The 14,174-nt window shown below is 66.1% G+C and carries 11 protein-coding genes; 5 read left to right on the plus strand and 6 right to left on the minus strand.

Features of this window, described 5'->3' with window-relative positions:
* Position 1: 1 nt before the first annotated feature.
* Genes AC2CQI_RS01810 through AC2CQI_RS01830 form a run of 5 tightly spaced genes read right to left on the minus strand, consistent with a single transcriptional unit; the run spans position 2 to position 4,468 of the window.
* Entirely contained in the window at positions 2–1,258 is a 1,257-nt protein-coding gene (locus AC2CQI_RS01810) for a class I SAM-dependent methyltransferase (protein WP_484578944.1), read from the minus strand.
* Entirely contained in the window at positions 1,233–2,045 is an 813-nt protein-coding gene (locus tag AC2CQI_RS01815; RefSeq protein ID WP_484578945.1) for a DUF1365 domain-containing protein, read from the minus strand. Before AC2CQI_RS01815 ends, AC2CQI_RS01810 begins: the two co-directional genes overlap by 26 nt.
* Complete coding sequence (locus tag AC2CQI_RS01820; RefSeq protein WP_484578946.1) at positions 2,042–3,289, minus strand: NAD(P)/FAD-dependent oxidoreductase; 1,248 nt, start codon at positions 3,287–3,289, stop codon at positions 2,042–2,044. Before AC2CQI_RS01820 ends, AC2CQI_RS01815 begins: the two co-directional genes overlap by 4 nt.
* Before the next feature lie 7 nt (positions 3,290–3,296).
* A complete protein-coding gene (locus AC2CQI_RS01825; RefSeq protein ID WP_484578947.1) occupies positions 3,297–4,049 on the minus strand; it encodes an SDR family NAD(P)-dependent oxidoreductase in 753 nt (250 codons plus the stop codon).
* Entirely contained in the window at positions 4,046–4,468 is a 423-nt protein-coding gene (locus AC2CQI_RS01830; RefSeq protein WP_075805382.1) for a nuclear transport factor 2 family protein, read from the minus strand. The genes AC2CQI_RS01825 and AC2CQI_RS01830 overlap by 4 nt, the downstream gene beginning before the upstream one ends.
* Before the next feature lie 151 nt (positions 4,469–4,619).
* Here AC2CQI_RS01830 and AC2CQI_RS01835 point away from each other — a divergent pair, with 151 nt between their 5' ends.
* From AC2CQI_RS01835 to AC2CQI_RS01855, 5 genes are all read left to right on the plus strand, one after another.
* Positions 4,620–5,237: a LysE family transporter gene (locus AC2CQI_RS01835; RefSeq protein ID WP_009406505.1), complete on the plus strand. Its 618-nt coding sequence runs from the start codon at positions 4,620–4,622 to the stop codon at positions 5,235–5,237.
* Between the two features lie 179 nt (positions 5,238–5,416).
* Complete coding sequence (locus tag AC2CQI_RS01840; RefSeq protein WP_075805384.1) at positions 5,417–6,031, plus strand: biliverdin-producing heme oxygenase; 615 nt, start codon at positions 5,417–5,419, stop codon at positions 6,029–6,031.
* The gene (locus AC2CQI_RS01845) at positions 6,028–8,265 is read left to right on the plus strand and encodes an ATP-binding protein (RefSeq protein WP_484578948.1); all 2,238 of its coding nucleotides are present in this window, start codon (positions 6,028–6,030) and stop codon (positions 8,263–8,265) included. The genes AC2CQI_RS01840 and AC2CQI_RS01845 overlap by 4 nt, the downstream gene beginning before the upstream one ends.
* A gap of 250 nt (positions 8,266–8,515) precedes the next feature.
* On the plus strand, positions 8,516–10,600 hold the full coding sequence (locus tag AC2CQI_RS01850) for an ATP-binding protein (RefSeq protein WP_484578949.1): 2,085 nt from the start codon (positions 8,516–8,518) through the stop codon (positions 10,598–10,600).
* A gap of 97 nt (positions 10,601–10,697) precedes the next feature.
* Positions 10,698–12,479 carry a thiamine pyrophosphate-requiring protein gene (locus AC2CQI_RS01855; protein ID WP_484578950.1) on the plus strand — a complete coding sequence of 594 codons (1,782 nt, stop codon included), beginning with the start codon at positions 10,698–10,700 and terminating at the stop codon, positions 12,477–12,479.
* Positions 12,480–12,595: 116 nt separating this feature from the next.
* On the opposite strand, the gene AC2CQI_RS01860 is transcribed toward AC2CQI_RS01855, so the two are convergent.
* Entirely contained in the window at positions 12,596–14,173 is a 1,578-nt protein-coding gene (locus tag AC2CQI_RS01860; RefSeq protein WP_484578951.1) for an aldehyde dehydrogenase (NADP(+)), read from the minus strand.
* Position 14,174 lies beyond the last annotated feature (1 nt).

Raw genomic sequence — 14,174 nt, forward strand, 5'->3', positions numbered from 1 at the left:
CTCAGGCCTCCAACGGCGCCCGACCCGCCAGCGGCGCGGCCCACAGCAATTGCGCCACACCAATCGCCCGCTCCTCGAAGCCACCCTGGCAGTAACACAGGTAGAACTCCCACAAGCGCTGGAAGGCTTCGTCATACCCCAACTCGGCCAGCGCCACCCGGGAACGCTGCAGGTTGTCGCGCCAGTACCGCAGGGTGCGCGCGTAGTCCTGGCCGAAGTCCTCCATCTGCACCAGGTTCAGCCCGGTCTGGCGGCTGGCGGTGTCCAGCAGCACGCTGAGCGAGGGCAGGGCGCCGCCGGGGAAGATGTAGCGCTGGATAAAGTCCACCGAACGCCGCGCCTGGGCATAGCGTTGATCGCGGATGGTGATGGCCTGCAGCAGCATCAGGCCGTCGTCCTTGAGCAGGGCGCCGCACTGGCGGAAGTAGTCCGGCAGGTAGCGGTGGCCGACCGCTTCGATCATTTCGATGGAGACCAGCTTGTCGAAGCGCCCGCGCAGGTCACGGTAGTCCTCGCGCAGCACGCTGATGCGCTGCTCCAGGCCAAGGTCGCGGACCCGTTGCAGGGTGTGGGTGTACTGCGCCTCGGACAGCGTGGTGGTGGTCACCCGGCAGCCGAAACGGCTGGCGGCGTGGATCGCCAGGCTGCCCCAGCCGGTGCCGATTTCCAGCAGGTGATCCTCGGGCCTGAGCCGGAGCCTTTCGCAGATGCGCTGGAGCTTGTTTAGCTGGGCCTGCTCGAGGCTCTGTTCCGGGCTTTCGAATTGCGCCGCCGAATACATCATGGTCGGGTCGAGCAGGCGCTCGAAGAGGGTGTTGCCGAGGTCGTAGTGGGCCAGGATATTGCGCCGCGAACCGCGCCGATCGTTGCGGTTGAGACGATGCAACAGGCGCAGCGCCGGGCGCCCGAAGCGCGCCAGGCCGCCCTCCAGACCATCGAGCACGTCGAGGTTGGCGACGAACAGGCGGGTCACCGCGGCCAGGTCCGGGCTGCGCCAGTAGCCATGGATATAGCCTTCGCCCGCGCCGATCGAACCGTTGCCGGCCACCAGGCCCCAGGCCGCTTCGTCGAGGACTTCGACTTCGGCCTGCAGGGGCGAGGCGGCATCGCCGAAGCTCCATTGTTGGCCCTGATACAGCAGGCGCAGATGGCCCTGGCGCAGGCGCTGCAATTGCGCCGTTACCGCACGCCGGGCCAGGCTGCCCAGGAGGGGCGCCAGCCCGGCCGACTTGCTAACGCTCAGGGTGGGATTGGACATGGTCGGGCTCCTCGTGGATGGCGTGGCCAAGACCCAGGTTGCCCTGGCTGGCGTGGTGGTCATGGATGGGCGTGCGTTTGCACAGCAGGCGCAGGGCTTGCCAGTAGATGGCGCTTACGGTGCGCAGGCTCATCCATGGGAATCGACGGATATGCCGGTGCAGGGCAGGGCGGTCCAGGGGCTGGCAGTTCAGGGCCAGGTCAGCGTCGAACACCCGCTGGCCGGCGCGCCAGTTCTCCATATGGATGCGCAGGCGTTCGCCTTCGAGACGGAAATCCAGGCGGTAGTCCATGTCCAGCGGCATGAACGGCGAGACATGGAAGGCCTTGGCCAGGGCGAAGCGCTGCGGCTGTCCCGGCTGCACCGGCAGTACATAGTGGTAGCGCTCGCGCCAGGGCGTATTGCGCACTTCCAGGAGGATCGCCGCCAGTTGCCCGTCCGCGCCGTGACAGAAGTAGAAACTTACCGGATTGAACGACAACCCCCAGCAACGCGGCTGGGTCAGCAGGTGCACGGGGCCTGCCGGGATCTGCCCGCTGGCCTGTTCCACCAGTCGCCGCGCCGCCTCGGCCAGGGGCACGCCCTGGTGGGTCAGGCTCGGCAGGTAATCGCGTTCACGCCAGCTGAGGGGCGCGAAACGGGATGGCCCGAGCCACGGCGACAGCTTGAGCAAGGCGTCTTGCTCGTCCAGATTGACCAGCAACATCCCGATCCGGTAGCGAAACGCATGCAGCCGGGGCCCCAGGCGCCGATGGCTGACCCAGCCGTGACACAGGCTGCTGTTCACAAGCGCTCTCCAAACAGTTCGGCGACCTGCAAGGCGCTGACCACGCCGTCTTCATGGAAGCCGTTGGCCCAGTAGGCGCCGCAGTAATAGCTGTGGCGCGGACCCTGGATCTCGCTGCGCCGCGCCTGGGCTGCCAGCGCGGCCAGGCTGTATTGCGGATGGGCGTAGTCGAAGCGGGCGAGGATCGTCTGCGGGTCGATCAGGTCGGTCTGGTTGAGGCTGACGCAGAAGGTCTGCGGCGCCTCGATGCCCTGCAGGATGTTCATATCGTAGGTCAGCGCCGCCGGCGCCTGGCTCGGGCCGCCGAGGCGGTAGTTCCAGCTGGCCCAGGCCTTGCGCCGGGTCGGCAGCAGGCGGGTGTCGGTGTGCAGCACCACCTCGTTGCCGGCGTAACGGATGGCGCCGAGGATCTGCCGTTCGGCCTCGCTGGGGGCGTCGAGCAGGGCCAGCGCCTGGTTGCTGTGACAGGCGAAGACCACCTTGTCGAAGTGCTCGCTACCGCTGGCGCTGGCGACCGTCACGCCGCTGTCGTCGCGGGTGACCTGATGGACCGGGCAATTCAGGCGAATGCGCCCGATGAAGCTGCGGCACAGCGGCTCCACATAACTGCGCGAGCCGCCCTCGATCACCCGCCACTGCGGCCGGTGGCTGACCGACAGCAGACCGTGGTTGCGGCAGAAGCGCACGAAGAACTGCAGCGGAAAACCGAGCATGTCCGCCAGCGACATCGACCAGATTGCCGAACCCATGGGCACGATGTAGTGGTCGATAAAGCGTCGTCCGTAACCGTGCTGGCGCAGGTAGTCACCCAGGGTGGTGGCCGGGTCGATGCGTTGGCCATCGAGGTCGGCCAGGGCCTGGCGGTTGAAGCGCAGGATGTCCCGCAACATGCCCCAGAACCCCGGCGACAGCAGGTTGCTGCGCTGGGCGAAGAGGCTGTCCAGGTCATGGCCGTTGTACTCCAGGCCGCTGGCCGGGTCGTGTACCGAGAAGCTCATCTCGGTGGGCCGCGAAGGCACGCCGAGCTGGTCGAGCAGGCGGATGAAGTTGGGGTAGGTCCAGTCGTTGAACACGATGAAACCGGTGTCCACCGCATAGCGGCGGCCCTGGCACTGCACGTCGACGGTATGGGTGTGGCCGCCGATCCAGTCGGCGGCCTCGAACACGCTGATCTCGTGATGGCGCGAGAGCAGGTGGGCACAGGTGAGGCCGGCGATACCGCTGCCGATGATGGCGATGCGCATGGTGGCTTCAGTCCTGTTCGGGTCGGGCCATGCGCTGGCCCAGTTTCAGGCGCCAGCGCCCCGGCAGCGCGCCGAGCAGGCGCAGCACCAGGATGAAAAGGGTGGGGAAACTGATTGCCAGCGGTCGTCGGGGCAGGCGCCGGGCGATATACGTGGCGGCCCGTTCGGCGCTCCAGATCTGGGGCATGGGGAAGTCGTTGCGCCGGGTCAGCGGGGTGTCGACGAAGCCGGGGCTGACCAGGGTGACGTCGATCCCGGCGCTGATCAGGTCGATCCGCAGGGATTCCACCAGGTAGCGCACGGCGGCCTTGGACGCACCATAGGCTCCGGCGCGGGGCAGGGCCAGCCAGTCCACCGAGCTGCCGGTCACCACCAGGTGCGGGCGCTGGCCGCGTTGCAACAGCGGCAGGGCCACCTCCAGGCACAGGGCGAGGCCCAGCAGGTTGGTGCGCATCACCCGCTCCACCAGGGCGGCGTCGAACCGGCCTGGCTCCAGGTACTCGCAGGTGCCGGCGTTGAGGATTGCCAGGTCAAGGGCGCCCCAGGTGTCTTCGATGACCTGGCCGATGGCCGCGACATCGCTGCGTTCAGCGATATCGCCAACGGCCAGCACCACCTGGGTCGGATAACGCTCGCGTAGCTGTTCCAGCGGTTCGCGGCGGCGACCGCTGAGGACCATCTGCCAGCCCTGTTCCAGCAGGCAACGGGCCAGGGCGGCACCGATGCCGCTGCTGGCGCCGGTCAGCCAGCAGCGGGTCATGCCAGGCGTCCCTTGAGCCAGCCGATCAGCCCGCCGAGCACGGGCACATGTTCATAGAGCAGGGCACCGGCGTCGAAATAGTCCTGGTGGAAATGCACGCGCTCGTCCCATTGCAGATGGCTGCAGCCGTCGAGGGCGATGGGGTGGCCGCCGTTCAGGCGCGGGTGGCGAAAGTGCAGGGTCCAGCGCAGGTAGCCGTGGCCAGGGCGGGTCTCGCTGGCATCGTGGAAGTCGTAACGGATATCCCGGACATTGGCATACAGCTCGGCGAAATACTCGCGCAGGGCGGGCAGCCCGTGGATCTGATGCAGTGGGTCGCGAAAGGTGATGTCCTCGTTGTACAACTCGTTCAGCTTGTGCAGATTGCCTGCATCCAGCGTAGCGAAGCGCTCGGCAAAGCTTTCCAGGTACTCTGACATCCACGGCTCCCGGGTAATCTTGTACAAGATTAAATTCTTGTACAGGTATTCCAGAAGGCTAAGCCATAAATGGTACAAGTCAAATGTGCGGGGTCTGGGTTAGGCTAGCCACCTGTCAGATTTTTCCTACCCGACTCAGGAGACCTTCCCCATGCTTGGCGTGACCGACTATGGCGCCTTCGTGATCGCCTTCATCATCGTCCTGGCGATCCCTGGCCCCGGCAACTTTGCCCTGATCACCGCCACCGGCAAGGGCGGGATCAAGGCCGGGCTGGCGGCGACCTGCGGGGTGATCCTGGGTGACCAAGTGCTGCTGTGGCTGGCGGTGGCCGGGGTGGCCACGCTGCTGGCGGCCTATCCGGCGGCCTTCCATGTGGTGCAGTGGGCCGGCGCGGCGTACCTCGCCTACCTGGGCATGCGCATGCTGCTCAGCAAGCCCGGCGGCGAACCGCGCAAGAGCCGCATGGACAACGGTCACTACCTGCGCCAGACCATGATGATCACCTTGCTCAATCCCAAGGCGATCATGTTCTACATGGCGTTCTTCCCGTTGTTCGTCGATCCGGTGAAGCACCAGGGGCTGATCACCTTTGGTTTCCTGGCGGCCACGGTGGCGGTGGTGACTTTCCTGTACGGCTTGATCGCCGTGGTGCTGACCCAGCAACTGGCCGAGCGCATGCGTGCCAATCCGCGGATCTCCAACCTGTTCGAGCGCCTCGCAGGTGCTTGCCTGGTGGGCTTCGGTATCAAGCTGGCGGCGATGCGCTGATCTTCGGCCTGGCACGCATCCTGTGAGAGCCGGCATTGCCGGCGATGAGGCCCATGCCGAGGACAAAAACCCTCGTCCGCATTGATTCCTTGTAGGAATTCGGCCATTTTGTACGCTGATCCATCGATCAACTTATAGTCATTGGCCGTCACGAGGTCAGCCACCCGAGCCCCCCTTCTATGCCATCACCGTCCTGCGACGTCGCTTCGGCGCCGGTACTGCAAGCATTGCGTGCCCACACCGCCGAACTGCACATCGCACTGGAAAAACGCCTGCCTTTCTTCGCCGATTCCCTGGATGCCCCTGCTTTCCTGCACCTGATGCAGGCTTATCACGGTTTCTACGCGCCGCTGGAAGACGCCCTGCGAACCAGCCCTTGTTTCCCCGCCGATTTCGATCTGCAAGCCCGCCTGAAGTCTGCCACCCTGCGCAGCGACCTTCAGGCCATGGGCCTGTCGGCCGAGGCCATCGCCCGCCTGCCGCGTTGCCGGGACTTGCCGCCCCTGGACTCCAGCGCCGCCTGCCTGGGTGTGCTTTACGTACTGGAAGGCGCGACACTCGGCGGTCAGGTCCTGCGCCGGCAGATCCTCGCGAGCCTTGGCCTGGATGCCGGAAACGGTGCGGCCTTTCTCGATGTCTATGGTGAAGAGACCGGCCGCCGCTGGCGCGCCTTTCTTCATTACCTGTGCTCGCGGCCACTGACCGAGGCCGAGCGTGACGCCGTGGTTGGCGCAGCCCAAGATACATTCCGTTGTTTCGAACACTGGCTGCAAAGCCGGGAGGTACTGCTATGACCCCAGAAGATCAGGAGGCGTTCGAAACGCTGTTGGCCAATTGCGCCAACGAACCGATCCGCTTTCCCGGGGCGATCCAGCCCCATGGCCTGCTGTTGACCCTGGCCGAACCGGGCCTGGAGATCATCCAGATCAGCGCCAACGTCGAGACCCTGCTTGGCCGCACGCCCCAGTCGCTGATCGGGCAGACCCTGGACGGCCTGCTGGGGCAGGACCTCGTCGCGAGCGTGCGCAAAACCCTGGAACAGCCGGTGCTGTCCAACGAGTCGCCACTGACCGTCGCGCTCAATGGCGTGACCTTCGATAGTTTGCTGCACCGCCATGACGGCGTGCTGATCCTCGAGCTCGAGCTGCACGCCGGTCACTACGAGCCCGGCAGCATCGCCGGCAACCTGACCAATCTTGGACGCATGCTCCAGCGTTTGCAGGGCGCGACGACCCTGCAGGCGCTGTATGACGTCAGCGTGCGCGAGATCCAGGCACTGACCGGCTACGACCGGGTGCTGATCTACCGCTTCGAGGAGGAGGGCCATGGCCAGGTGATCGCCGAGGCGTCCGCCCCCTCCATGGAACTGTTCAACGGCCTGTTCTTCCCGGCCTCGGATATCCCCCAGCAGGCCCGCGAGCTGTACCGCAAGAACTGGCTGCGGATCATCCCCGACGCCGATTACCAGGCCGTGCCGCTGGTGCCCGTGCTGCGGCCCGATACCGGCGAAGCGCTGGACCTGACCTTCGCCACCCTGCGCAGCGTGTCGCCGATCCACTGCCAGTACATGAAGAACATGGGTGTGCTCTCGTCCATGAGCATTTCCCTGCTCAAGGACGGCGAGCTTTGGGGCCTGATCAGCTGCGGCAACCGCCAGCCGTTGCACGTGCCCCATGAATTGCGCATGGCTTGCCAGTCCATCGGCCAGGTGCTGTCGCTGCAGATCAGCGCCATGGAAGCGCTGGAAGTCAGCCGCCAGCGCGAAGAGAAGGTCGAGGCGCTGGCGCTGCTCAACCAGGCCATGGTCGACTCGCCACAGAACGTCTTCGACGGCCTGGCCCGTCAGCCCGAGGTGCTGATGGCCCTGACCGGTGCCGCCGGCATCGCGATCATCGAGGACAAACAGCTGCACCGTTACGGCAACTGTCCGGAACCCGAGGACATCCGTGCCCTGCACAAGTGGTTGCAGCAGGGCGGCGAGCCGGTGTTCGCCAGCCACAACCTGTCCGCGGTGTATCCGCCTGCCAAGGCCTACCAGCATGTGGCCAGCGGGGTGCTCGCCATGAGCCTGCCCAAGCCGGTGGACAACGGCGTGCTGTGGTTCCGCCCGGAAGTGAAGGAGAGTATCAACTGGAGTGGCGACCCGAAAAAGCCACTGGACCTGGAGAGCTCCGAAACCGGCCTGCGCTTGCGTCCGCGCACGTCCTTCGAGATCTGGAAGGTGGAAATGGCCGGGATCTCGCGCAAATGGAGCCATGGCGACCTGTTCGCCGCCAATGACCTGCGCCGTTCCGCCCTGGAAAACGACCTGGCGCGCCAGGTGCGCCGCGAGCAGCAGGCGGTGCGTACCCGCGATGACCTGGTGGCGGTGGTGTCCCACGATCTGCGCAACCCGATGACGGTCATCTCCATGCTCTGCGGCATGATGCAGAAGAGCTTCAGTTCCGACGGCCCGCACACTTCGCGGCGCATCGCCACGGCCATTGACACCATGCAGCAGGCGGCGGGGCGCATGAGCACGCTGCTGGACGACCTGCTGGACACCTCGAAGATCGACGCCGGGCGCTACAGCATTTCCCCCAAGACCCTGGATGTCGGGCAGATCTTCGAGGAAACCCAGGCCCTGCTGGCACCGCTGGCGTTGAACAAGAACATCAGCATCGCCTTCGAAAGCGAGCCGGACCTGAAGATCCACGCCGACCCGGAGCGTCTGTTCCAGGTGCTGTCGAACCTGGTGGGCAACGCCATCAAGTTCACTCCGCGCCTGGGCACCGTGGGGGTGCATGCGGCGCTGGGCGGCAACGAGATCGTGTTTACCGTCAAGGACAACGGCGAAGGCATTCCCGCGGAGCAGTTGCCCCATGTGTTCGAGCGCTACTGGACGATGAAGGAGGGCAACCCCAACGGCACCGGGCTGGGGCTGTATATCACCCAGGGGATCGTCGAGGCCCATGGCGGGCGGATCGAGGCCAGGAGCGAGGTGGGCAAGGGCACCGAGTTCAGGTTCACCATGCCGATGGGGGATTGACCCGCAACTCGAGCGCCGTCCACACGGCGCTCGATCCTGAGGGCGCCGAAGCTCTCCCGGCATGCACCTGGTGGCCATAACGCGGTTTTCTGACAGGCCCTCGCCATCGCGCAGCATTAATCCGTTGATTCGCGGGAATTTTCGCAACTAATCAAATTTTCCAGCCATCGGTCGTTCCTCGCGGAACGATCCGCCTGCGCTGCACTTCATATTGGTTGGATCAACGAAACACGGCCGGGGCCTTACCAGGATGAAATCAAGCCACGGCAACCCTTTGCGCGGTTGCACAACACTGGCGCCGGACTTTCTCGGCAATGGCGACGCTATCAGCGGTCTGCTGCAGGCCCTCGACTGGCAGGACTCGCCCCTGGGCCCGCCGCATGGCTGGTCGCCGGGACTGCAGACGGTCATGGGCACCCTGCTTGCGGCCCAAGCGCAGATCGTGCTGTTCTGGGGGCCGCAGTATGTGGCCCTGTACAACGAGGCCTATGCGCCGACCATCGGCGCCAAGCATCCCCACGCCCTGGGCCGTCCTGCCGTCGAGCACTGGAGCGAGCTGTGGGACGATCTCGAGCCGCTGCTGCGTGGCGTGCGCGAGACCGGGCAGACCTTTTCCGCCTCGGACCGACCGTTCTATATCGAGCGCAGCGGCGTCGGCGAGACTGCCTGGTTCGATGTGTCCTATTCCGCCGTGCGCGAGGGCGATGGTGCGGTGGGCGGAGTGTTGTGCATCGTCACCGAAACCACCCGGCGGGTGCAGTTCCAGCGCCGCCAGGCCTTCCTTCTGGAATTGGGCGCCGCGCTGCGGGGGCTCGAGGATCCCGAGGCGATCCGTGACCTGGCCTGCGGGCGCCTCCGGCAGGAAGTGAATGCCTCCGGGGTCTTTCTGGTTGAAGACGCTATGTCGGTTGAAGACCAGTTCTGCGTCGAAGACGCCCTGCAAGGTTCCCCACCGGCCAGCGTCCAGATGCCCGTACTGCGCGCCGGCAAGCTCGAAGCCATGCTCAGCGTGGACTTCGCCCGGCCGCGGGTGCTCTGCGAGGATGAATGCCTGCTGATCGAGGAGTGCGCCCGGCTGACCTGGGATGCCATCAGCCACGCTCGTGCACAACGGGCCCTGCAGGCCAGTTCGGCGCATCTGCAGGCGACCTTCGCGGAAATGCTGGCGCTCAATGAAAGCCTCGAAGAACGGGTCGCCGCGATCATCGCCGAGCGCGAGGCGGCCATCGTCGAATTGCACGAAGCTCGCAAGATGGAAATGATCGGCCAGCTCAGCGGCGGCATTGCCCACGACTTCAACAACATGCTGACCCCGATCATCACGTCGCTGGAACTGATCCAGCGCCGCCCCGATGACCAGCAGCGCACCGCGCGCCTGACCCAGGGCGCGCTGCAGGCGGCGGAGCGGGCACGCAATCTGGTCGGGCGCCTGCTCAGCTTCGCCCGGCGCCAGACCCTGACCCCACAGACCGTGGCACTGGCCAGCCTGATGGCGGAAATGAGCGAGTTGATCGCCCACTCCCTGGGGCCGACCATCCAGATCGACATGCAGGTCGCTGAGGACCTGCCCACCGTGGTGGTCGATCCTCATCAGCTCGAGCTGGCCGTGCTCAACCTGGTGGTCAATGCCCGCGACGCCATGGCGCAGGGCGGGCGCCTGCTGATCGCGGCCGGGAGGGGCGAGCCGCCGGAGGGCGTGGCGGGTCCGCAGTTGTGGCTCAAGGTCAGCGACAGCGGCTGTGGCATGAGTGCCGATGTGCTGCGCCGCTGTGCCGAACCGTTTTTCTCCACCAAGGGCATGGGCCGCGGCACCGGGCTAGGCCTGTCGATGGTCCAGGGCCTGGCCGGGCAATCCGGTGGCGGCATGGAGATCCAGTCGTGGCCGGGACGCGGCACGCACGTCACGCTGTGGCTGCCGGTGGGCGAAGTGGCGCAGGAGGGGCAGGACGAGTTCGGTGACACGGTGCCCCTGGCCCGGCGCCTGAACCGCGTGCTGCTGGTGGATGACGAGGAAATCGTCCGGCATGCCACCGCCTTGCAGTTGCGCGACCTGGGCTACAAGGTCACCGAGGCGGACGGACCGGTCCAGGCGCGGCGCCTGATCGAGGAAGGGCTGGCGCTGGATATCCTAGTCACCGACCAGATCATGGCGGATGAAACCGGCAGCCGCTTCGCCCGCGATCTGCGCCAGACGCGGGCGGACTTGCCGGTGTTGATCATCACCGGCTACGCCAACCTGCCGCCGCAGGCGTTGCATGACTTCGAGGTGCTGCGCAAACCGTTCCGGCGGGTGGAGCTGGCCAGGAGCCTGGCGCGGTTGCTGGGTGGTTCCTGAAGGGCCAGGGTTGCCAGCAACGACCAATCAATCTGAACACCTGTGCCGGGCGTCCTGTCCCAGCCTTTACCGACCCGAACGATAAAGGAGGCAGCACATGTCCAGCACCGTAGGCGACTTTCTCGTGGAGCGGCTCAGCCAGTGGGGCGTGAAGCGCATCTTCGGCTACCCCGGCGATGGCATCAACGGCGTGTTCGGCGCCTTGCGCCGCTCCGGCAAGATCGAGTTCGTCCAGTGCCGCCACGAGGAAATGGCCGCGTTCATGGCCAGCGCCCACGCCAAGTTCACCGGCGAGCTGGGCGTGTGCATCGCCACCTCCGGGCCCGGTGCCTCGCACCTGATCACCGGCCTCTACGACGCGCGCATGGACCATATGCCGGTCCTGGCGATCTGCGGCCAGCAGGCTCGTACCGCATTGGGAGGGCATTACCAGCAGGAAGTCGATCTGGTCTCGATGTTCAAGGATGTCGCCGGGGCCTTCGTCCAGCAGGCTGCGGCGCCGTCCCAGGTGCGTCACCTGCTGGACCGGGCTGTGCGCACGGCAGTCGGCGAGCGCAAGGTCACGGCGCTGATCCTGCCCAACGACCTCCAGGAACTGCCCTACGAAGAGCCGGCCCGCGCCCACGGCACCCTGCACTCCAGCGTCGGCTACAGCCGTCCGCAGGTGCTGCCGCGGGAGGATGATCTTGCCGCGGCGGCGAAAGTGCTCAATGCAGGCAGCAAGGTTGCCATCCTGGTGGGCGCCGGTGCCCTGGGCGCCAGCGAGCAGGTCAGGCAACTGGCGGAGAAGCTCGGTGCCGGGGTGGCCAAGGCGCTGCTGGGCAAGGCCGTGCTCTCCGACGATCTGCCCTGGGTCACCGGCTGCATCGGCCTGCTCGGCACCGAGCCGAGCTTCAAGCTGATGAACGAATGCGACACCTTGCTGATGATCGGCTCGGGCTTCCCCTATGCCGAGTTCCTGCCCAAGGAAGGCCAGGCCCGGGGCGTGCAGATCGATATCGCGCCGAACATGCTCGGCCTGCGTTATCCGATGGAAATCAACCTGGTCGGTGATGCGGCCGACAGCCTCGACGCCCTGCTGCCGCTGATCGAGCAGAAGACCGAGCGGCGCTGGCGCAAGAAGGTCGAGGGCTGGCGCAAGGCCTGGGACAGCAAGCTGGAAAAGCGTGCCCTGGCCAAGGCAGATCCGATCAATCCGCAGCGGGTGGTCTACGAGCTATCGCCGCGCCTGCCGGATCACTCGATCGTCACCAGCGACTCCGGCTCCTGCGCCAATTGGTTTGCCCGTGACCTGCGGGTTCGTCCGGGCATGCGCTGCTCGCTGTCCGGCGGGCTGGCCTCGATGGGGGCGGCGGTGCCCTATGCGATTGCGGCCAAGTTCGCCCATCCGGAGCAGACCGTGGTCGCGCTGGTGGGCGATGGGGCGATGCAGATGAACAACCTCGCCGAGCTGATCACCGTCGCCAAGTACTGGCGGCAGTGGGGTAACGGGCGCTGGATCTGTGCGGTGTTCAACAACCAGGACCTGAACCAGGTGACCTGGGAGCAGCGGGTGATGGAGGGTGACCCGAAATTCGTGGCGAGCCAGGAAATTCCCGATGTGCCGTATCACCTGTTCGCCATTTCCATTGGCCTGAAGGGGATCTGCGTCGAGCGCGAGGAGGACGTGGCCCCGGCCTGGGAGCAGGCGCTGGCCAGCGATGTGCCGGTGGTCATCGACTTCCGCACCGACCCGGATGTGCCGCCGTTGCCGCCGCATATCAACCTGAAGCAGGCCCGCCAGTTCGCCGGTGCATTGTTGCAGGGGGATCCGGGTGGGGTGGGGGTGATCCGGCAGACGGCCAGGCAGCTTGTGAGCAGTGTCCTGCCGAAGAAGTGAGGTGACTTCCAGGGCCTCATCGCTGGCAAGCCAGCTCCCACAGGTATTGTGTGCACCGCTGAACCTGTGGGAGCTGGCTTGCCAGCGATTGGGCCCTGAAGATCAACAGAACATCATCAGACCAGACGCTCCCGACTGAACACCCCGTCCACCAGTCGCACTATCTCCAGCGGATTCCCGTCCTTAAGCGCCTCTGGCAACAGCGCATCCGGATAATTCTGGAAGCACACCGGCCGCAGGAACCTGTCGATCGCCAGCGTCCCCACCGACGTCCCGCGACTATCCGAGGTCGCCGGATACGGCCCGCCATGCACCATGGCATCGCACACCTCGACCCCGGTCGGATAGCCATTGACCAGCACCCGTCCGACCTTGTCCTGCAACAATTCACCCAGCCAGGCATGGGCCAGTAACTCATCCTGCTCGCCGATCAGCGTCGCCGTCAGTTGCCCGCGCAGGGCCTGGATCGCCGCCCGCAGTTGCGCCGCGTCCTCGACCTCGATCACCACGGTCGCCGGCCCGAACACCTCTTCCTGCAGCAGTTCATCCCCTTCCAGCAACATGCGCACATCCGCTGCGAACAGCTGCGGTTGCGCTTGCCCGTCGCCTTGCACCGCTCCAGCCAGATGACGCACGCCCGGATGCCCGTGCAGATGCTCCAGCCCCTTGCGATAGCTGGCCAGGGTGCCGCGATTGAGCATGGTCTGCGCCGGCTGGTCGGCCATCTGCGCCTTGAGCTGTTCGACGAACGCGGAAAACGCTGGCGAACGCTGACCGATGATCAACCCCGGATTGGTACAGAACTGCCCGCAACCCATGGTCACCGACGCCGCCAGTTCCCGGGCGATGGTCTCGCCCCGGGCTTGCAGCGCCTGCGGCAACAGGATCACCGGGTTGATGCTGGACATCTCGGCGAACACCGGGATCGGTTGCGGCCGCTCGGCAGCCAGGCGGCACAGGGCATTGCCGCCGCGCAGCGAACCGGTAAAGCCCACGGCCTGGATCGCCGGGTGCTTGACCAGCCACTCGCCGACACCCCCGCCATAGACCATGTTGAACACTCCGGCCGGCATGCCGGTGCGTTCGGCGGCACGGACAATCGCGTCAGCCACCGCTTCGGCGGTCGCCATATGCCCGCTGTGGGCCTTGACCACCACCGGGCAGCCAGCGGCCAGCGCGGCAGCGGTATCGCCACCCGCCGTGGAGAAGGCCAGGGGGAAGTTGCTGGCGCCGAACACCGCCACCGGGCCGATGCCGATACGCATCTGGCGCAGGTCGACCCGGGGCAGGGGCTGACGATCCGGCAGGGCGCGATCGATCCGCGCACCGAGGAAGTCGCCACGACGCAGTACTTTGGCGAACAGGCGCATCTGCCCGCTGGTGCGCCCGCGCTCACCCTGGATACGCCCGGCGGGCAGGGCGGTTTCGCGGCAGACCGTGGCGACGAAGTCATCGCCCAGGGCGTCCAGTTCGTCGGCGATGGCGTCGAGGAACTGCGCACGCTGTTCCGGCGAAAGCGTGCGATAGACCGGGAAGGCCGCCGCTGCTGCCTGTGCTGCCGCATCGACTTCCGCTTCGGTGGCCTGGACGAATGCGCCCGGCAGGGCCTCGCCGCTGGCCGCGTCGAGGCTGTGCAGGCGTACATCGCCCCGTGCCGAACGCTGCCCGCCGATGTAGTTGTGACCGAGGATCATG

This window comes from Pseudomonas sp. P2S-1 (genome assembly GCF_057197725.1).

Excerpts from the sequence above, each read along its gene's own strand:
- AC2CQI_RS01810 (WP_484578944.1), bottom strand. The coding sequence starts at position 1,258 with ATGTCCAATCCCACCCTGAGCGTTAGCAAGTCGGCCGGGCTGGCGCCC.
- AC2CQI_RS01820 (WP_484578946.1), bottom strand. The coding sequence starts at position 3,289 with ATGCGCATCGCCATCATCGGCAGCGGTATCGCCGGCCTCACCTGTGCC.
- AC2CQI_RS01825 (WP_484578947.1), bottom strand. The coding sequence starts at position 4,049 with ATGACCCGCTGCTGGCTGACCGGCGCCAGCAGCGGCATCGGTGCCGCC.
- AC2CQI_RS01830 (WP_075805382.1), bottom strand. The coding sequence starts at position 4,468 with ATGTCAGAGTACCTGGAAAGCTTTGCCGAGCGCTTCGCTACGCTGGAT.
- AC2CQI_RS01835 (WP_009406505.1), top strand. The coding sequence starts at position 4,620 with ATGCTTGGCGTGACCGACTATGGCGCCTTCGTGATCGCCTTCATCATC.
- AC2CQI_RS01840 (WP_075805384.1), top strand. The coding sequence starts at position 5,417 with ATGCCATCACCGTCCTGCGACGTCGCTTCGGCGCCGGTACTGCAAGCA.
- AC2CQI_RS01845 (WP_484578948.1), top strand. The coding sequence starts at position 6,028 with ATGACCCCAGAAGATCAGGAGGCGTTCGAAACGCTGTTGGCCAATTGC.
- AC2CQI_RS01850 (WP_484578949.1), top strand. The coding sequence starts at position 8,516 with ATGAAATCAAGCCACGGCAACCCTTTGCGCGGTTGCACAACACTGGCG.
- AC2CQI_RS01855 (WP_484578950.1), top strand. The coding sequence starts at position 10,698 with ATGTCCAGCACCGTAGGCGACTTTCTCGTGGAGCGGCTCAGCCAGTGG.
- AC2CQI_RS01860 (WP_484578951.1), bottom strand. The coding sequence starts at position 14,173 with ATGATCCTCGGTCACAACTACATCGGCGGGCAGCGTTCGGCACGGGGC.